Below are 17,911 nucleotides of genomic sequence, written 5' to 3'. Positions count from 1 at the left end.
ACTTTTCATTGATGTGAGGGGCATTTGAGTATAAAATGCCGCCCGCTTCACATCCGTGAGGCAGAACACTCACCTGCTGCTGGGTCGCCTGTAGTAGGGTTTTAAATACAGAGAGAAATCAATGTTCACTATCGAAGCAGAAGTACGTAACGTGCAGGGTAAGGGTGCGAGCCGCCGCCTGCGTAACGCTAACAAGTTCCCGGCTATCGTTTACGGTGGCGAAGCTGCTCCAGTTGCAATCGAACTGGATCACGACAAACTGTGGAACCTGCAGACCAAAGCTGAATTCTACAGCGAAGTTCTGACCATCGTTGTTGGCGGTAAAGAAGAAAAAGTGAAAGTTCAGGCTGTTCAGCGTCACGCGTTCAAGCCAAAACTGACTCACATCGACTTCGTTCGCGCGTAATCGCAAACTCGTCGAAAAAAAACCCCGCTTCTGCGGGGTTTTTTTATGGCTGTTATTTCCCACCCGAGGTGCGGCGCTGAAGCTGATCGCGCAGATTCGGCGGCGTACCTTTAATGGTCAGCGTATCGGTGGCCGGATCCCAAAAGATGCGTTCACCCAGCAACATCGCGTCAAAGTTGATGGTTAACCCACCGCCGCTGCCGGCAAACTTGGTTAACTGACGCAGCGTACTGCGATCGGCCGGGAAGCTCTCTTCAAGCTCATAGCCTTTCTCCGCGGTGAATTCCTGGAAGCTGACTTCGCTGACGCCCGCCAGCTCTTTTGACAAGGACTCCAGCTCGATCTCCTCCCCCGCCTGCAGCTGTTCGTTGCAGTAGCTGTAGACCTGCTGACGCACGGTCTGGCGCTCAGACTTATCGAGCTGCGCTTCTGCCGTGAAGTCGTCAACCGCCTGGAGCAGCCCTTTGTTCTGCGCTTTAGCGTTAAGACCTTCGCTGGCACCGAGGAAATCCATAAAGAAATCCGCCACTTTGCGGCCCACGCGCCCCTTCAGGAATGTCAGGTAGCGGGTCGACTCCGGGTTGGTTTCCCATTCGGTCAAATCAATACGCGCCACGATATCCGCATGGTTGATATCCAGATAATGCGTTGAGCTGATATCCAGCTGCTCGTTCACGCGCATGCTGCTTAAGTTATTCAGCACGGTAACCAGCAGATACTCGACCGCCAGGTAGCGATAGTGGCAGAACAGCACGATCCCGCCGTCGGCGAACGGATATTTCGCCAGTTCGTCGCGCAGACGCCCGGTTGCGGCACGGCTAAACGCCAGGAAATCCTCTTCGCCCTGACGCTGCAGGCGCAGACTATCGGCCAGTTCACTCTCTTCGTTGAACAGGCCATAGGCTTTATTTTTGGCGCTATAGACGCGATGCAGCTCTGCCATCATCTCCACCGCGGTCGCCGTGGGTTCCAGTAACGAATCGCGCAGCACCACTTCAAGGGTTTGCTCATCACGCTTGATAAGCTGGTGCAAGGCAATCTGGTTGATTTCCAGACTCATGATAAACTCTCCTTTTAGACCGGGCGGTATTCAACCACCACCAGGGCATGTGTGCAACAACAGATAAAAAAGGGGAAAAAAAGCTGTTGCTACGGTAATATGTTGCCCTTTCATCAACAAACTGATTTTGATTTATGCCACAACATTCCCGCTACAGTGATGAACATGTTGAACAACTGCTCAGTGAGCTGGTCAACGTACTGGAAAAACATAAAACGCCGACCGATCTCTCCCTGATGGTTTTGGGAAATATGGTCACCAACCTGATTAACACCAGCGTTGCTCCGGCTCAGCGTCAGGCGATCGCAAAATCGTTCGCCCAGGCTTTACAGTCGTCCGTCAGCAACGACCCGGCCCATTAAGGGATACGAACAACAGTTTATGGTGACGAATCGTCAGCGCTACCGTGAAAAAGTCTCCCAGATGGTCAGCTGGGGGCACTGGTTTGCCCTATTCAACATTCTGCTGGCGACGGTCATTGGCTGTCGTTATCTGTTTGTCGCAGACTGGCCAACAACGCTAACCGGGCGTATCTACTCCTGGATGAGCGTTGTGGGTCACTTTAGCTTTTTGGTTTTCGCCACCTATCTGCTGATCCTGTTCCCCCTGACGTTTATCGTCATGTCGCAGCGTCTGATGAGGTTCTTGTCCGCCATCCTTGCGACGGTCGGGATGACGCTGCTGCTTATCGACAGTGAAGTGTTCACCCGCTTCCACCTGCACCTCAACCCCATCGTCTGGGAACTGGTGATTAACCCCGACCAGAACGAAACGGCCCGTGACTGGCAGCTGATGTTTATCAGCGTCCCGGTGATCCTGTTGATTGAGATGCTGTTCGCTACCTGGAGCTGGCAAAAGCTCCGCAGCCTGACCCGGCGACGCCATTATGCGAAGCCCGTCGCCGCGCTCTTTTTCGTCTCCTTTATCAGTTCGCACATCATGTATATCTGGGCGGATGCGAACTTCTATCGCCCTATTACCATGCAGCGCGCGAACCTGCCGCTCTCGTACCCGATGACGGCCCGTCGCTTCCTCGAGAAGCACGGCCTGCTTGATGCGCAGGAGTACCAGCGCCGTCTTATCGAGCAGGGTAACCCGGAAGCCGTCAGCGTTCAGTATCCTCTGAGCGACCTGAACTACCGCGATATGGGGCGCGGGCAAAACGTCCTGCTGATCACCGTCGATGGCCTGAACTATTCCCGTTTCGAGAAGCAGATGCCTGCGCTGGCCGCTTTCGCGAGTCAGAACGTCTCGTTTACTCAGCATATGAGCTCCGGTAACACCGCCGATGCGGGCATCTTTGGCCTCTTCTATGGCATTTCAGCTGGCTACATGGACGGCGTACTGTCTACCCGCACGCCTGCGGCGCTGATCACCGGGCTAAATCAGCAAGGCTATCAGTTAGGGTTGTTCTCCTCCGATGGCTTTAACAGCCCGCTCTACCGCCAGGCGCTGCTGTCCGATTTCTCACTGCCGACGGCGCAAAAACAGTCCGACGCGCAGACCGCCAGCCAATGGATAAACTGGCTGCAGCGTTACGCCCAGGAAGATAACCGCTGGTTCTCATGGGTTGCCTTTAACGGCACAACGCTTGCTGACAGCAATAAGAGTGACTTTGCGCGCCGCTACGGTCGCGCGGCTGGCGATGTTGATGCTCAGATAGGCCGCGTGCTTGATGCGCTTCGCGAGTCGGGCAAGCTGGACAATACCGTGGTGATCGTGACCGCGGGCCATGGCATCCCGCTAGGTGACGAGACGAAGAGTATGAGCTGGTCTCGCCCGAATCTGCAGGTTCCGCTGGTGATCCACTGGCCAGGCACACCGGCGCAGCGCATCAATATGCTCACCGAGCATAAAGATGTGATGACAACCCTGATGCAACGCCTGCTGCACGTCAGCACGCCAGCAAACGAGTATTCGCAGGGGCAGGATCTCTTCAGCGCCACGCGCCGCCACAGCTGGGTGACGGCAGCGGGGAATAATACGCTGGTGGTGACCACGCCGAAGCTGACGCTGGTGCTGAACAGCAACGGGAATTATCAGACGTATAATCTGCAGGGTGAACGGCTAAAAGATCAGAAACCGCAGCTGAGCCTGCTGCTTCAGGTCCTGACGGATGAGAAGCGCTTCATCGCTAACTGATTAATAATAAACCAGTTAGCGACAGATTCCCTTGCATTCAAAACGGAATCGAGTAGTATTCTTTTTATGCGTCGGCACGTAGCGCAGCCTGGTAGCGCACCGTCATGGGGTGTCGGGGGTCGGAGGTTCAAATCCTCTCGTGCCGACCAAAAACACACTGAAAACCAGCCTGATGGCTGGTTTTTTTATTTCGCCTCGTCCGGCGTTTTGCGCAGATACACAAGCGTAGCCAGACAAATCACCGCTCCGGCATAAAACGTATATTCCGCGCCAAACGTTTCCCATATCGCGCCGGCTCCCACGCTGGCGATTAATAATCCCACTCCGCTTACCAGACTAAAAATACCGAAAGCCGTGCCGCGCAGATCGCGCGGTGCGGTTTTAGCGATCATTGCCGCCAGTAATCCCTGGGTCATACCCATATGTATTCCCCAAAGCGCAACGCCTAAAATGACTCCCATCCAGTGGCTGCTCAGCGCCAGAACAACATCTGCACCAATCAGCACCATTAGCCCCCACTGCAGAAGTCGGGTGTGGCTCATGCCATCAGAAAGTTTGCCAAAAGGGTAAGCCGAAAGGGAATAGAGTACGTTCATGACCACCATCACCAGCGGAATAAGGGCCAGAGGAACGCCCGACTGCTGCGCACGAAGGACGAGAAAAGCCTCGCTAAACCGGGCAAGCGTGAACACCGCACCAAGGCCAATCACCCACCAGCACGCTTTACCCAGCCGCCTTAAATTCTCTCGTTTAATGGGATTAGTACGTTTATGTTCGAGGGGAGTTTTCGGCTCCTGAAGGCCGAAATAGAGCAAGGCAACTGAAAGCAGACCGGGGATAAGAGCTATCCAGAAAACAGTGCGAAAATCATTGTCCAGCAACAGCATTAAGCTTACGGCCAGTAATGGGCCAAGAAATGCGCCTGTGGTATCCATTGACTGACGCAGGCCATATGCCGCACCACGCATTTCCGGCGGCGTGACGTCTGCAACCAGCGCATCCCGCGGGGCGCCCCGTATTCCCTTCCCCGTACGGTCCATGAGACGTGCGCCTAAAACCATCCCGGAAGAGGACGCTAATGCGAAAAGGGGTTTGCTTAGGGCCCCCAGGCCATACCCTAACAGGGCCAGCCCCTTACGTTGACCCAGGTAGTCGCTGATCGCCCCCGAAAAGACCTTAATAAAAAGCGCAGTGGCCTCCGCCAGCCCTTCAATCAGGCCGATTAACAGCACGCTCGTACCGAGGGTGGTCATCATAAAAAGTGGCAGCAGGCTGTGAATACTCTCTGACGAGATATCCATCAGCATACTGACGCCCCCCACAACCCAGACGCCTTTGGGGATCTGGCTGAGCACTGGAAATCTGGAACGCATCTACCGCTCCTGCTTTAAAAACAGTTGCCTGAATGCTTACAGGATAGGATATCGCGGATTAAAAAAACCTGAGGAGAGTGGGATGAGACCATAAAAAAGCCATCCGGCAGGATGGCTTAGCTATTGCGAGTCAGCGCTTAATGCTTCTCACGTCCGCCCAGGAAGAAAATGCCCAGCGGGATGGCCAGCAGAACGGTGAACACCAGGCTGTAGACGAAGATCATCGCCGACTGCAGGACATACATGCTGGTTGTCCAGGCAGAGAGGGGGATATTGTACTGTTCGATAACGCCAACAATGGTTGCCCGCCCCACGCACGCGGCAGCAATCATAAATACGACCAGCAGCGCCAGGAGGAACTTGCGGCCTTCAGGCGTTTTCAGTTTTGCACGAACCATCTCTCTTCCCTTTTACAGATGAATAACAATATATAGGGGCTAAAATAACACGAACTGACACCTGACTCCACACCAGCATAAACAACCACTAAACAGGCAAATTAAAAGCGCATAACGCTACCCATAGTGAAAATGTAAGTAAATAACACCGTTCATTCATCGTTGTTATGTTAACCTGCGCAGGATCGTTTTGACATAAAGGAATGACAATGAAAAACGCACCTAAATTTGCCATCGCCCTCATCGCCGCCGCGTGCGTCAGCAGCAGCGCTTTCGCCAGCGAAACCCCAAAACAGCAGCCGCTGGAAAAAGTGGCTCCGTACCCGCAGGCGGACAAAGGGATGAAGCGTCAGGTGATTCAGCTGCCGGTTCAGCAGGATGAAGCGAACTTTAAAGTGGAACTGTTAATTGGTAAGACGCTGGAAGTGGACTGCAACCAGCACCGTCTGGGCGGTCAGCTGGAAAGCAAAACCCTGGAAGGCTGGGGTTACGACTATTACGTCTTTGACAAAGTGACCTCTCCGGTCTCCACCATGATGGCCTGCCCGGACGGCAAGAAAGAGAAGAAATTTGTAACGGCGTATCTGGGTGACAACAGTCTGCTGCGCTACAACAGCAAGCTGCCGATCGTGGTCTATACGCCTGAAAACGTAGAAGTGAAATATCGCATCTGGAAGGCTGATGAGAACATCGGACAAGCCGTAGTACGTTAAAAATAAGTCGGGTGGCGGCTTCGCCTTACCCGACCCGGAAAGGGTGCGCTCTGGTGCCCTCACCCCAACTCTCTCTCACCGGGAGAGGGAGAAAACACTAAAAACGGTAACGGATGTTACCGTTTTGCTTTTACCTTACAGCGCGATATCCGCAACCGGTTTGTTTTCCGGCTGAGGCTTCAGCTCCGCTTTTGGCGCAGCATCCGCAGCCTGCGGTTTGATGTACTGCAGCTGCAGTACGCGGCTGGTGTATTCCAGCTCCTGCTCCGTCGCGCTCACGTTGCCGTTCAGCTTCGTGCCGTAGGATGGAATAATGGTTTTCAGCTTTGCCTGCCATTCCGGGCTGGCGACTTTGTCTTTAAACACTTTTTCCATCAGGTGCAGCATGATTGGCGCAGCGGTAGACGCGCCCGGCGACGCACCCAGCAGCGCGGCAATGGTGCCATCCTTATCGCTTACCACTTCGGTACCCAGACGCAGCACGCCACCCTCTTTCGGATCGCGCTTGATGATCTGTACGCGCTGACCCGCCTGCCACAGACGCCAGTCTTCTTTCTTCGCCTGCGGATAGTACTCTTTCAGCGCCTCGAAGCGGTCGTCGTCAGAGAGCATCACCTGGCTGATCAGGTATTTCACCAGGTCGAAGTTATCCAGACCCACGTCCATCATCGGCTTGACGTTAGAGGTGGTCGTGGCGCTGAGCAGATCCCACAGGGAGCCATTTTTCAGGAACTTTGTGGAGAAGGTCGCGAACGGCCCAAACAGCACCACGCGTTTGCCGTCAAGCATACGGGTGTCGATGTGCGGAACAGACATCGGCGGTGCGCCAACGGAAGCCTGGCCGTACACTTTTGCCAGATGACGGTTCACCACTTCCGGGTTTTCTGACACGAGGAACTGGCCGCCCACCGGGAAGCCCGCGTAGTCGTCCGCTTCAGGAATACCGGACTCCTGCAGCAGCTTCAGCGCCGCGCCGCCCGCACCGATAAAGACAAACTTCGCCTTAATGACGTGCTCGGCTTCGTTGTTTTTCAGATCGGCAACGGTCACGCTCCAGCTGTTATCCGCGTTGCGCTTGAAACCGCGCACTTCGGTGCTGAGCTGCAGGTTGAAGTTCTCTTTTTTCTTCAGAGACGTCACCAGCTGACGGGTAATTTCACCGTAGTTAACGTCGGTACCAATTTCGGTACGGGTCGCCGCCACTTTCTGGTTCGGGTCACGACCTTCCATGACCAGCGGAGCCCACTCTTTAATCTGCGCGTGGTCTTCAGAGTATTTCATCCCGCGGAACAGCGTGCTCTGCTGCAGAGCGGCGTAGCGCGCGCGCAGGAAGTTGACGTTCTGCTCTCCCCACACAAAGCTCATGTGCGGCACGGTGTTGATGAAAGAGTGCGGGTCGTGCATCACGCCGCTGTTGACCTGATGAGACCAGAACTGGCGAGAAACCTGGAATGCTTCGTTGATCTCTACCGCCTTCTCGATACTAATGGAACCGTCCTTTTTCTGCGGCGTATAGTTCAGTTCCATGAGTGCCGAATGTCCGGTACCGGCGTTATTCCATCCGTTCGAACTCTCCTGCGCCACGCCATCAAGGCGCTCGACCATGGTCATAGACCAGTCAGGCTGCAGTTCTTGCAGATAGGTTCCCAGCGTGGCGCTCATGATACCGCCACCAATTAAAAGGACGTCCGTTTCCTGCTCTTTTGGTGCGTCAGCTTTCGCCGCCATGGAGACGGTGTTAAGCCCCACGGCCAGAGAAAAGAGCATGGCAGTCATTTTTTTCATAATTTATGCCTTAGTGTAAAAGTGCTTGATGCGTGGAAATTGCAGGTGAAAAAAGCTGCGGGGGCACGGTAACAACTTTTAAATATTGTTTAAAGGTTACGAAATTATTGTAATTGTGAAATTTAATGATGGATTGTTTGTGAGGAATTATCGATGCGTCTGGTAAAGCGCGGTTTTACTGGCTAGTATGTTGCGTTTTGTGATCGCGCGCACGGAAGCCTGCCCTAACCAGCGAACTGTTATGTCCTTACCCCATTCTGCTGTATCCCCCGAAGACCGCGTAGCCAACGTGCTGCGTTCCCCAAAGCGGCTAACGCGTGAAACGCTGGCAGGCGTGATTACCGCCCTGGCGCTGATCCCCGAGGTTATCTCTTTTTCGGTGGTGGCGGGCGTTGACCCGAAGGTCAGCCTGATCGCCTCCGTGGTGCTGTGTCTTACCCTGTCGGTACTGGGTGGCCGCCCGGCGATGGTCACGGCAGCGGCCGGTTCCGTGGCGCTGGTCATTGGTCCGATGGTGCATCAGCACGGCGTACAGTACATTCTTCCCGCCGTGCTGATGGCTGGCGTGATTCAGATTCTGTTTGGCGTGCTGGGCATGGCAAGGCTGATGCGCTTTATCCCCCAGTCGGTCATGACCGGGTTTGTTAACGCCCTGGGCATTTTGATCTTCTTCGCTCAGGTACCGCATTTCTGGAGCCGAAGCCCTCTGATTGTGGGCCTGTTCGTCCTGACGCTGCTGATCGTGCTGTGGGTGCCGCGCTATATCAAAAGCATCCCTTCCCCGCTGATTGCGATTGTTGTGCTTACCTTGTTTACCGTTTCAACCGGTCAAATCCTGCCGACCGTGGGCGATGAAGGCTCCATGAGCGGCGGTTTGCCGGGTCTTACCGAGCTGCTGGTCCCGCTCAATGTGCAGACGCTGAGCATTATCTGGCCGTGCGCGCTGAGCATCGCGTTTGTCGGCCTGCTGGAATCCCTGCTGACGGCAAAGCTGGTGGATGAGCTGACCGCAACGCCGTCGAGCAAGCGCCGTGAGAGCATCGGGCTGGGCGTGGGTAATATTCTGGCCGGATTTTATGGCGGAATTGCAGGCTGCGCGATGATCGGACAAACCATCGTCAACGTGGAGATGGGGAAAGGTCGAAGCCGCATTTCAACCTTTGCGGCGGGCATTGTGCTGCTGATCCTGGTGACGGCGCTCAGCGACGTGATGGCCAAAATCCCGATGGCGGTGCTGGCGGGTATTATGGCAATTGTTGCCGTCAAAACCTTCAGCTGGCACAGCCTTCAGCCAGCCACGGTGAAAACGGCCCCGATTGCAGAAACGGTCGTCATGCTGGTCACCGTAGCCGCCACGGTATCAACCGGCAATCTGGCGATTGGCGTGCTGGGCGGGATTATCGTCATGGCACTCCTCCCCGCCCGCATTAAGCGTCGGCTTAAAGCAGAAAAATCGTCGCCAGCCCAAGAAAAATAAAGAAACCGCCGGTATCGGTGATGGCGGTGATCATCACGCTCGACCCCACCGCGGGGTCGCGGCCCAGTTTGGTCATCGTCAGCGGGATAATCACGCCCATTATCGACGCTACCAGCAGGTTCAGCACCATCGCCAGCATCATCACGCCGCCCAGGGCCATATCGTCGTACAGCCACCAGGTGATGCCGCCCATAATCCCGCCCCACACCAGGCCGTTAATTAGCGCGACGCCCATCTCTCTAAAAATGAGCCACGAAAAGTTACCTGGCTGAATGTTTTCCAGCGCCAGCGCGCGGACGATCATGGTGATGGTCTGGTTTCCGGTGTTGCCGCCGATTCCGGCCACAATCGGCATCAGCGAGGCCAGCGCCACCAGCTGCGAAATGGTGTGTTCAAACCCGTCGATCACGCGGGAGGCGATAAACGCGGTGCACAGGTTAATGGCCAGCCACGCCCAGCGCGTTTTTACCGCCTTGCCGACGGAGGCATGGACATCATCTTCGGCGCTGATCCCGCCGAGCGCGCGCAGGTCGTTGTCGGTTTCTTCATAGACCACGTCAACGATTTCATCGATGGTCAGACGCCCCATCAGTTTGCCGACGGAATCCACGACGGCGGCACTCACCAGGTCGTCACGCTCGAAGGTACGCGCCGCTTTCTCCGCATCGTCTTCCGGGGAGAAGACCATCGGCTCGTTTTCCATCACCTCGCTCACCTTCCGCTGGGTGCTGTTGAGCAGGATGGTTTTCAGCTCAAGTTCGCCAAGCAGGGTTTTATCCCGGGAGGTGACAAACAGTTTATCGGTGTTGTCCGGCATTTTGCCCAGGCGACGCAGATAGCGCTGCACGGTACCGAGCGTCACGTCCGGGCGCACCGTGATAACGCCGAACTCCATGATCGCGCCGACGCTGTTTTTCTCGTAGTGCATCACCTGACGCACGCGCGCCCGCTCCTCCGCAGGCAGTGACGCCAGCAGGCGGCCGGTCAGGTTTCGCGGCAGGTGCTGAACGAGGTAAATCTGCTCGTCGATATCCAGGGTTTGCACCGCGTCGAGAATATCCCGGTCGCTCATCTCGTCGATCAGGTCGTCCCAGACGTTTTCGGAGGCCTCAAGCAGCACCTGCCCGCGCTCGTGATCCTGCACCAGACGCCACAGGGCGTGGCGCTCTTCCGAGGGAAGCGCCTCAAGGGTATCCGCCAGATCCGGCGGGGGTAAATGAGCAACCAGCGCACCTACCTCAGCAATATCGTCGGCCAGGGTGCCGACATCATATTGCTCAGCCAGGGTGAGTTTGCCTAAAAGCGTAGAAGTGACCGCTTTATCGGTCGTGAGAAGCCAGATGAGTCGCGCGCGCTCCTGGTCACGCTGTCTGGCGCTGTTTTTCTTTAATACCGACATCAATCATAAATCCATTAAATGAGTTGGGGTTAAGCATAGCGCGGGCATATGTAAATAAGAATAAACAACGGGACGGGATGGAGAAAAAAGCGTCATTACAGCCACGATCTATCCCCTCTCCCTGTGGGAGAGGGTGAGGGCATCAGGCCGTACGCGCCACCGCGTCACGCGAGGCCGCATCGCGCTCTTCACCGGTCAGCTCGCTCAGCTTGCCGTCGCGCATCTCCAGCAGGCGGTCAGCATGTATGAAGTAGTGATCGTCGTGGCTGATGGCGAAAATGGTTTTGCCCATCTCCTGCATCAGCGGCAGCAGCACCTGATAAAACTCGCGGCGGAAATGCGGATCCTGATCCGCAGCCCACTCGTCCAGCAGGATGATGTCACGCTCTTCCGCCAGCGCCAGCAGCAGCGCCACGCGCTTTTTCTGCCCTTTGGAAAGCTTCAGATTGAGAATTTTACCGTCCTGAAGTTCCAGCTTGTGCGACATCTGCAGCTGCGCCAGCCATTTTTCCACCAGCGCCGGATTGGCCTGTTGCCCTTCCGGCCCCAGCAGCCGATCGAACAGCCAGACGTCGGTGAACACCGCCGAGAAAAGCTTGCGGTAATCCTCGGGCTTCTCCGCGCTTAGCGCCTTGCCGTCCAGCAAAATCTCGCCCGACTGCGGCTGATAGAGTCCGGTCAGCAACATCGCCAGCGTAGATTTACCGCTGCCGTTACCGCCGATGAGGAACAGCAGTTCACCGCGGCGGATCGTCAGGTTGACCGGTCCCACGGAGAAAGCGCTGTCCTGATAGCGGAACTTGACGTTACGCAGCTCCAGCGTCTGCCAGTTCGGGAAGGCCTGCGGGCGTGGGAATTCGGCCTTGAACGGCGCGAGATCGAATTTTTTGAGCTTATTAAAGGCCACCTGCGCACTCAGTAAGGTGGGCAACGCGCCGACCGCCGAGAGCAGAGGCGTGCGCAAAAACAGCAGCGTCAGCGAGTAGGTTGCCGCGACGTTGGTGTCCGCCCAGCCCAGGCCGTTCGCCATCCAGAATACCAGGCCAATGGCACCCAGCATCATGATGTTTGACCAGTTCACCGCGCTCAGGTGGAAGGTGTCGGCGCGAATAATATGATGACGGTATTCGCGCGCGTCCGGGATATAGAGATGATTAAAGATATGCTCGGCGCGCTCGCGGTTCAGGGTGAGCTCTTTGCGCCCTTCCAGCACCGTCTGGTAATCGTTATAAAGCTTATCTTCGGTTTCGCGCAGTACCGCCATGTGTTTATAGACGCGCGACACCAGCATAAAGCCGCCCCAGATGGTAATGACAATCCACAGCGCGGTCACCGCCAGCATTTTGCTGGAGAGCCAGGCGAGATAGGCGGCCGAACCAAAGGTCAGAATGATCCCCTGCACCAGCTCCGGCAGACGAACGAACGCGATGGTAATGGCGCGCACGTCGCTGGTCAGCCCCGCCAGCAGGGAAGCGCTGCCGAGCTGCTCAACGCGCTCTACCTGAGTATCGAGGATCCGCTTGATAAACTCACTGCGCAAACGGAAAACGAAATGGTGCCCGAGCGTGGTCAGCGCCAGCTGGGAACCGAGCGTAACCGCCATCAGCAGGAGCAGCAGGCCGAGAAACTCCGGCAGAACGGAGAGCGAAGTGTCGGTCATTTCAATCAACCGCACGTTAATAAACGCGATCAGGCCAATCCCCAGCGCGGCGCTGGCAAGGCTTAACGCCATTACTGCGATGAAGGGCCAGCGATACTGACGCCAGACGAGGAGAAGTAGTTGCATGCAGGCAATCCGGACAATAAAAATCAGCCAGCAGTGTAAACTGCCCTGCGTGTACATCAAGAATAATTCTTATTTTAGTTTACTGTGCCCCGCCTGACGGAAGGTCAGGTTGAAACGGTACTCGCCCGTGAGCGGGTGAACCCCGGGCTTCAGCGGCTGAATGCCGTGATAATAAAGCCGCGACTCCCTGCCCCACACCACCACATCGCCATGTTCCAGCATAATGCGCTTGAGCGGGTCGTTGCGGCGTAATCCCCCAAACTGGAAGACGGCAGGCAAACCTAACGATACCGAGACGATAGGCGCGCGAAGATCGGGTTCATCCTTGTCCTGATGCAGCGAGAGCTTCGCGCCAACGGCGTAGCGGTTGATCAGGCAGGCATCCGGCCGGAAGTCAGGATACTGCGCTGCCACGGCGGCCTCGTGGCAGAGAGACTGAAAAATCGCGGGCATCGGGGGCCACGGCTGGCCGGTAGCGGGATCGTTCGGAGCATACAGATAGCCCCGCTCGTTCGTCGCCCAGCCCAGTTCGCCGCAGTTGGCCATGGCCACCGACATGGTGTAGCCGCCCGGCGTCACCATATGGCGAAATGGCGAAACCGCCGTCACCTCGTCGATACCGGCAAGAAGCGCCGCCGCACGGGAGAGTGCAAAACGGCGCAGGATCACCGCTCCCGGAGCAAGCGGCTCCTGCCAGGGTTCAGCATCCGCAAAAAGATCGAGCATTATCCCTCCTGGCGTTTCGCCTCACGTTTCAGTAATAGCGCCTTTCGCGCCGAGCCCCAACGGTAACCCGACAGCGCGCCGTCGTTCCGAACCACGCGATGACAGGGGATCACAATCGCCAGCGTGTTTGCCGCACAGGCTCCGGCAACGGCGCGTACCGCACTGGGCTGGCCAATCGCCTGCGCCACCTGCCGGTAACTTGCCGTTTCGCCGCAGGGAATGTTGCGAAGGGCCTGCCAGACGCGCTGCTGGAACGCGGTTCCGCGAATATCCAGCGGCAGCGCAAGTGGTACATCGCGGTTATCAATACTGGCAATCACCTGCTGGATCCGCTGTGCGAAATCCTCTTCCAGCGGCGCATGCGCTGCTTTTGGAAAATGCGCGGCAAGCTCTTCGGCTAATTCTTCATCGCTGTCACCCAGCAGGATCGCGCAGATCCCCCGCTCGCTTTCTGCAACCAGACAGCGTCCTAACGAGCAGTCGCTGATGGCATAACGCACTGCCGCATCCCCTTTGCGGTACTGCTTCGCCGTCATGCCCAGCGCATCGTTGGCTTTGCGATAATAGCTGCTGCTGTCGGGAAACCCCGCCGCCAGCACGGCGTCGGTAATTTTGTCTCCCTGTGCAAGCGCGGTGCGCAGGCGCTGGCCTCGCGCCGCCTGCTGCCAGGCCTTTGGCGTCATGCCGGTCACGGACTTAAACAGACGGTGGAAATGGAAAGGACTCATGGCGACCTGCTGCGCCAGCCCCTCCAGGGTTAGCGTGGGATCCTGCTCCAGAAGACGGCAGGCGTGTTCCACTTTTGCCAGCTTCTGCGCCTGCGGATCGCGTTTGTCCGGCATGCAGCGCTTGCACGGGCGAAACCCTGCCTGAACGGCATGTTGGGCATCGGGATAAAAGCGGACGTTTTTACGCAGCGCGTGGCGGGCGCGGCATGACGGGCGGCAGAAAATACCCGTCGTCTGCACGGCGAAGACAAACTGTTCGTCAGCGAGCGGATCGCGGGCCAGCACGGCCTGCCAGCGATCCTCATCGGTAATAAAGGTTGAGTTTCTCATTATCAGCTCCTCTTGTAAGCATACATAGAGCCTGCCTGAGTGCCACTGATAAAAAACCCGCAACCTTGCTTTTTAATTTTTGTCGCGCACCAGGAAGCTATTGAACTGCGGCGAGCTCCAGGTTTTGAACCCGTCGCCCTCTTTGGTGATCATATAAACCGCCAGCCCTTCCTGGCGAACCACCTCTTTGGCTTTTTCCGGGCCGAGAACCATTAAGCCAGTATCCCAGGCATCCGCTTCCAGCGCCGTTGGGGCGATGACCGTCACCGAGACCAGGTTATGCGTGATGGGACGGCCGGTCTGCGGATCGATAACATGCGAAATACGCTTCCCGTCAAGCTCGTAATAGTTACGATAGCTCCCGGAGGTACTGATGCCATGTCCGTTGATATCCACTATCGCCTGTACGGCATTTTGCCGATCGGTCGGCTTTTGAATCGCTACGCGCCACGGCTTATCGCTGGCGTTCATCCCCCGGCTGACTAGCGCGCCGCCCACGGAGACCAGATAGCGGGAAATACCTTCCTGGGCCATCAGCGCTGCAAGATGATCCGCCGCATAGCCTTCCCCTACCGTCGACAGATCGACAAACAGATCGGGGATATCCTTTTGCAGGTACTGTTGTCCGTACTGATTGATCACCGTCAGATGCTGCAGCCCTGTCCGGGCGCGGGCGTCATCAATGGCCGCCTGTTCGGGCGTGGTCACCGGCTGTTTGTTAGGTCCAAATCCCCAGAGGTTTACCAGGGGTCCGACGGTCACATCCATCGCGCCGTTGGTTTTATAACCCACGCGTATAGATTCGGTCACGATATCGGCCATCGCCTCGCTCACCGGCCACAGGGAGGTGCTGGTGGAGAGGTTAAAGCGCATCAGCGCCGAGTCATTTTTATAGGTTGAGAGCAGCTGATCGTCGGCATCCAGCTGAGACTGGATTTTGCCGCGTAGCTCATCTGTGCGTGTTTTATCGAGGTTCATCACGCTGACGCGCCAGAAGGTGCCCATCGTTTTGCCTTCGAGCACCGTCGCGGCGGGTGCGTCGGCTTTCGCCACGGGCGCGGAATCGTCACACGCGGTCAGGAAAAAAAGCATAGCCAGAAAGCTGGCGCGTAAAAAAGTCATATCCATTCATTATTATCCTCATGCCAGGGCGGCAAGAGTACACCAAAACGGGTGAGTTGTGAGAATCTGCGAGACACAAAAAAGGGGCCAGCAGGCCCCTTACGTCACACGATGAAGCGATTAGAACTGGTAAACCAGGCCCAGCGCTACGATATCGTCAGTACCGATACCCGCCTGACGGGTGAATTCATTTTCATCAACCAGGTTGATTTTGTAATCCACGTAGGTGGACATGTTTTTGTTGAAGTAGTAAGTCGCACCAACATCAACATATTTCAGCAGATCCTGATCGCCGTAACCTTCGATGTCTTTCCCTTTAGACTGCAGGTAAGCCACGGACGGACGCAGGCCGAAGTCGAACTGGTACTGAGCAACCACTTCGAAGTTCTGCGCTTTGTTAGCAAAGCCGTAAATGTCGCTGCTGCTCTGAGAATTGCCGAAACGGGTTGCGTTGTAGGTCTGGGAGTACTGCGCCGCAAGGTAGATGTTGTTGGCGTCGTATTTCAGACCACCAGAATAGACTTCAGCACGATCGCCTTCGCCCTTCAGCGCCAGGTTAGCGGTGTTGTTCTGGTCAGCGGTACGTTTGGAAGAAGACATTGCACCACCGATGCTGAAGCCTTCACCCAGGTTATAGGTCACGGATGCACCGTAGCCGTCGCCGTTCTGTTTCAGCAGGCTACGGCCGGTGTCGTTTTCACCGCTTACGCTGCCGTTTTTACCCTGATACTGCAGGGCAAAGTTCAGGCCATCCACCAGACCAAAGAAGTCCTGGTTGCGGTAGGTCGCCACGCCGTTAGCACGGGACTGCAGGAAGTTGTCCGCACCGTAAGTATCGCCGCCAAATTCTGGCAGAACGTCGGTCCAGGAGGTTACATCGTAGATTACGCCGTAGTTACGACCGTAATCGAAAGAACCCGCGTCAGCGAATTTCAGACCCGCGAACGCCACACGCGTCCAGGCCTGGTTGTCGCTTTCAGAGGTGTTGCCCTGGATCTGGTATTCCCACTGGCCGTAACCGGTCAGCTGATCGTTAACCTGAGTTTCGCCTTTGAAGCCAAGACGCATGTAAGTCTGGTCGCCGTCGGCACTCTTGTCGTCAGAGAAATAGTGCAGACCATCGACTTTACCGTACAGATCTAAGGAAGGTGCGAACAAGTTCCTGATATGAGATCATCATATTCATCCGGAGCGCATCCCAGAGGGACATCATGAGCCATCAACTCACCTTCGCCGATAGTGAATTCAGCACTAAGCGCCGTCAGACCCGAAAAGAGATTTTCCTCTCCCGCATGGAGCAGATTCTGCCATGGCAGAATATGACCGCTGTCATCGAGCCGTTTTATCCCAAGGCGGGCAATGGCCGACGGCCCTATCCGCTGGAGACCATGCTGCGTATTCACTGCATGCAGCATTGGTACAACCTGAGCGACGGTGCCATGGAAGATGCCCTGTACGAAATCGCCTCCATGCGCCTGTTTGCCCGATTATCCCTGGATAGCGCCCTGCCGGATCGCACCACCATCATGAATTTCCGCCACCTGCTCGAGCAGCATCAACTGGCCCGTCAATTGTTCAAGACCATCAATCGCTGGCTGGCCGAAGCAGGCGTCATGATGACCCAAGGCACTTTGGTGGATGCCACCATCATTGAGGCACCCAGCTCGACCAAGAACAAAGAGCAGCAACGCGATCCGGAGATGCATCAGACCAAGAAAGGCAATCAGTGGCACTTTGGCATGAAGGCCCACATTGGTGTCGATGCCAAGAGTGGCCTGACCCACAGCCTGGTCACCACCGCGGCCAACGAGCATGACCTCAATCAGCTGGGTAATCTGCTTCATGGAGAGGAGCAATTTGTCTCAGCCGATGCCGGCTACCAGGGAGCGCCACAGCGCGAGGAGCTGGCCGAGGTGGATGTGGACTGGCTGATCGCCGAGCGTCCCGGCAGGGTAAAAACCTTGAAGCAGCATCCGCGCAAGAACAAAACGGCCATCAACATCGAATACATGAAAGCCAGCATCCGTGCCAGGGTGGAGCACCCGTTTCGCATCATCAAGCGGCAGTTCGGCTTCGTGAAAGCCAGATACAAGGGGCTGCTGAAAAACGATAACCAACTGGCGATGTTATTCACCCTGGCCAACCTGTTTCGGGTGGACCAAATGATACGTCAGTGGGAGAGATCTCAGTAAAAACCGGAAATAACGCCAGAAATGGTGGAAAAAATAGCCTAAATAGGCTGATTCGATGTGTTTGCGGGAAAAAAATCGGCCCAGATCCGCGAAATTTTAATCAGCGAGTCAGCTTGGGAAGAAATGACCTGCTTATTCGCACCTTCCTTAATTTCTTGTTAATTCGTGCTATTTATTGACGGCGTGGGTCGATTATTTGTACGCGCATGGCGAGTTTGTACATGTTTTCTGCACTCCCCGCCGCCGATATTGTCCGGAGAAAAAGTCGCCTCTT

The 17,911-nt window shown here is 56.1% G+C and carries 16 protein-coding genes, 1 tRNA gene and 1 pseudogene; 8 read left to right on the top strand and 10 right to left on the bottom strand.

The window, feature by feature from the left end; genetic code table 11:
* The first annotated feature begins 121 nt into the window (after positions 1–121).
* Complete coding sequence (rplY, locus tag AC1VYI_RS08880) at positions 122–406, top strand: 50S ribosomal protein L25 (RefSeq protein WP_023312497.1); 285 nt, start codon at positions 122–124, stop codon at positions 404–406.
* A gap of 52 nt (positions 407–458) precedes the next feature.
* Here the strand turns inward: rplY and yejK are convergent, their stop codons facing one another.
* Entirely contained in the window at positions 459–1,466 is a 1,008-nt protein-coding gene (gene yejK, locus AC1VYI_RS08875; RefSeq protein ID WP_134867350.1) for a nucleoid-associated protein YejK, read from the bottom strand.
* Positions 1,467–1,600: 134 nt separating this feature from the next.
* Here yejK and AC1VYI_RS08870 point away from each other — a divergent pair, with 134 nt between their 5' ends.
* The 3 genes from AC1VYI_RS08870 to AC1VYI_RS08860 all read left to right on the top strand — a co-directional run bounded on the left by AC1VYI_RS08870 (position 1,601) and on the right by AC1VYI_RS08860 (position 3,757).
* A complete protein-coding gene (locus AC1VYI_RS08870; protein WP_008500958.1) occupies positions 1,601–1,828 on the top strand; it encodes a YejL family protein in 228 nt (75 codons plus the stop codon).
* Positions 1,829–1,847: 19 nt separating this feature from the next.
* Positions 1,848–3,608: an LPS biosynthesis-modulating metalloenzyme YejM gene (gene yejM, locus AC1VYI_RS08865; RefSeq protein WP_134867349.1), complete on the top strand. Its 1,761-nt coding sequence runs from the start codon at positions 1,848–1,850 to the stop codon at positions 3,606–3,608.
* A 72-nt stretch (positions 3,609–3,680) separates the two neighbouring features.
* Positions 3,681–3,757 (top strand) — tRNA-Pro (locus AC1VYI_RS08860).
* Positions 3,758–3,793: 36 nt separating this feature from the next.
* Here the strand turns inward: AC1VYI_RS08860 and AC1VYI_RS08855 are convergent.
* On the bottom strand, positions 3,794–4,981 hold the full coding sequence (locus AC1VYI_RS08855; protein ID WP_023312499.1) for an MFS transporter: 1,188 nt from the start codon (positions 4,979–4,981) through the stop codon (positions 3,794–3,796).
* Between the two features lie 137 nt (positions 4,982–5,118).
* Positions 5,119–5,379: a DUF2534 family protein gene (locus tag AC1VYI_RS08850; protein WP_008500962.1), complete on the bottom strand. Its 261-nt coding sequence runs from the start codon at positions 5,377–5,379 to the stop codon at positions 5,119–5,121.
* A 209-nt stretch (positions 5,380–5,588) separates the two neighbouring features.
* Here AC1VYI_RS08850 and eco point away from each other — a divergent pair, with 209 nt between their 5' ends.
* Positions 5,589–6,092, top strand: a complete 504-nt coding sequence (gene eco / locus AC1VYI_RS08845; protein WP_033146052.1) for a serine protease inhibitor ecotin — start codon at positions 5,589–5,591, stop codon at positions 6,090–6,092.
* Positions 6,093–6,227: 135 nt separating this feature from the next.
* Here the strand turns inward: eco and mqo are convergent, their stop codons facing one another.
* The gene (gene mqo / locus AC1VYI_RS08840) at positions 6,228–7,877 is read right to left on the bottom strand and encodes a malate dehydrogenase (quinone) (RefSeq protein WP_029740950.1); all 1,650 of its coding nucleotides are present in this window, start codon (positions 7,875–7,877) and stop codon (positions 6,228–6,230) included.
* Positions 7,878–8,064: 187 nt separating this feature from the next.
* On the opposite strand from mqo, the gene AC1VYI_RS08835 reads away from it, so the two are divergent.
* Complete coding sequence (locus tag AC1VYI_RS08835; RefSeq protein WP_047744219.1) at positions 8,065–9,354, top strand: SulP family inorganic anion transporter; 1,290 nt, start codon at positions 8,065–8,067, stop codon at positions 9,352–9,354.
* Here the strand turns inward: AC1VYI_RS08835 and mgtE are convergent.
* The 6 genes and pseudogenes from mgtE to AC1VYI_RS08805 form a co-directional block, all read right to left on the bottom strand.
* A complete protein-coding gene (gene mgtE, locus AC1VYI_RS08830; protein WP_023312503.1) occupies positions 9,317–10,753 on the bottom strand; it encodes a magnesium transporter in 1,437 nt (478 codons plus the stop codon). The genes AC1VYI_RS08835 and mgtE overlap by 38 nt on opposite strands.
* 142 nt (positions 10,754–10,895) lie before the next feature.
* The gene (locus tag AC1VYI_RS08825; RefSeq protein WP_047174165.1) at positions 10,896–12,539 is read right to left on the bottom strand and encodes a multidrug ABC transporter permease/ATP-binding protein; all 1,644 of its coding nucleotides are present in this window, start codon (positions 12,537–12,539) and stop codon (positions 10,896–10,898) included.
* 69 nt (positions 12,540–12,608) lie between these two features.
* Positions 12,609–13,265 carry a DNA oxidative demethylase AlkB gene (gene alkB / locus AC1VYI_RS08820; protein ID WP_045354262.1) on the bottom strand — a complete coding sequence of 219 codons (657 nt, stop codon included), beginning with the start codon at positions 13,263–13,265 and terminating at the stop codon, positions 12,609–12,611.
* The gene (gene ada / locus AC1VYI_RS08815; RefSeq protein WP_134867348.1) at positions 13,265–14,323 is read right to left on the bottom strand and encodes a bifunctional DNA-binding transcriptional regulator/O6-methylguanine-DNA methyltransferase Ada; all 1,059 of its coding nucleotides are present in this window, start codon (positions 14,321–14,323) and stop codon (positions 13,265–13,267) included. Before ada ends, alkB begins: the two co-directional genes overlap by 1 nt.
* A gap of 72 nt (positions 14,324–14,395) precedes the next feature.
* Entirely contained in the window at positions 14,396–15,451 is a 1,056-nt protein-coding gene (apbE, locus tag AC1VYI_RS08810) for an FAD:protein FMN transferase ApbE (protein WP_023312507.1), read from the bottom strand.
* A 114-nt stretch (positions 15,452–15,565) separates the two neighbouring features.
* A pseudogene (locus AC1VYI_RS08805) lies at positions 15,566–16,591 on the bottom strand (porin OmpC); the annotation flags it as partial.
* A gap of 65 nt (positions 16,592–16,656) precedes the next feature.
* Here AC1VYI_RS08805 and AC1VYI_RS08800 point away from each other — a divergent pair.
* On the top strand, positions 16,657–17,637 hold the full coding sequence (locus tag AC1VYI_RS08800) for an IS5-like element ISKpn26 family transposase (protein ID WP_000019450.1): 981 nt from the start codon (positions 16,657–16,659) through the stop codon (positions 17,635–17,637).
* On the top strand, positions 17,619–17,816 hold the full coding sequence (locus tag AC1VYI_RS08795; protein ID WP_319003431.1) for a hypothetical protein: 198 nt from the start codon (positions 17,619–17,621) through the stop codon (positions 17,814–17,816). Before AC1VYI_RS08800 ends, AC1VYI_RS08795 begins: the two co-directional genes overlap by 19 nt.
* Positions 17,817–17,911 lie beyond the last annotated feature (95 nt).

The organism is Enterobacter sp. QK-SA4 (genome assembly GCF_056856775.1).
This window is presented reverse-complemented; position numbering and strand designations above follow the sequence as displayed.

Bases quoted from the DNA above. Each gene is read 5' to 3' on its own strand.
- AC1VYI_RS08825 (WP_047174165.1), bottom strand. From the start codon at position 12,539: ATGCAACTACTTCTCCTCGTCTGGCGTCAGTATCGCTGGCCCTTCATC.
- AC1VYI_RS08855 (WP_023312499.1), bottom strand. From the start codon at position 4,981: ATGCGTTCCAGATTTCCAGTGCTCAGCCAGATCCCCAAAGGCGTCTGG.
- yejK (WP_134867350.1), bottom strand. From the start codon at position 1,466: ATGAGTCTGGAAATCAACCAGATTGCCTTGCACCAGCTTATCAAGCGT.
- rplY (WP_023312497.1), top strand. From the start codon at position 122: ATGTTCACTATCGAAGCAGAAGTACGTAACGTGCAGGGTAAGGGTGCG.
- ada (WP_134867348.1), bottom strand. From the start codon at position 14,323: ATGAGAAACTCAACCTTTATTACCGATGAGGATCGCTGGCAGGCCGTG.
- AC1VYI_RS08850 (WP_008500962.1), bottom strand. From the start codon at position 5,379: ATGGTTCGTGCAAAACTGAAAACGCCTGAAGGCCGCAAGTTCCTCCTG.
- apbE (WP_023312507.1), bottom strand. From the start codon at position 15,451: ATGGATATGACTTTTTTACGCGCCAGCTTTCTGGCTATGCTTTTTTTC.
- AC1VYI_RS08800 (WP_000019450.1), top strand. From the start codon at position 16,657: ATGAGCCATCAACTCACCTTCGCCGATAGTGAATTCAGCACTAAGCGC.
- mgtE (WP_023312503.1), bottom strand. From the start codon at position 10,753: ATGTCGGTATTAAAGAAAAACAGCGCCAGACAGCGTGACCAGGAGCGC.
- AC1VYI_RS08835 (WP_047744219.1), top strand. From the start codon at position 8,065: ATGTTGCGTTTTGTGATCGCGCGCACGGAAGCCTGCCCTAACCAGCGA.
- yejM (WP_134867349.1), top strand. From the start codon at position 1,848: ATGGTGACGAATCGTCAGCGCTACCGTGAAAAAGTCTCCCAGATGGTC.
- mqo (WP_029740950.1), bottom strand. From the start codon at position 7,877: ATGAAAAAAATGACTGCCATGCTCTTTTCTCTGGCCGTGGGGCTTAAC.
- alkB (WP_045354262.1), bottom strand. From the start codon at position 13,265: ATGCTCGATCTTTTTGCGGATGCTGAACCCTGGCAGGAGCCGCTTGCT.
- AC1VYI_RS08870 (WP_008500958.1), top strand. From the start codon at position 1,601: ATGCCACAACATTCCCGCTACAGTGATGAACATGTTGAACAACTGCTC.
- eco (WP_033146052.1), top strand. From the start codon at position 5,589: ATGAAAAACGCACCTAAATTTGCCATCGCCCTCATCGCCGCCGCGTGC.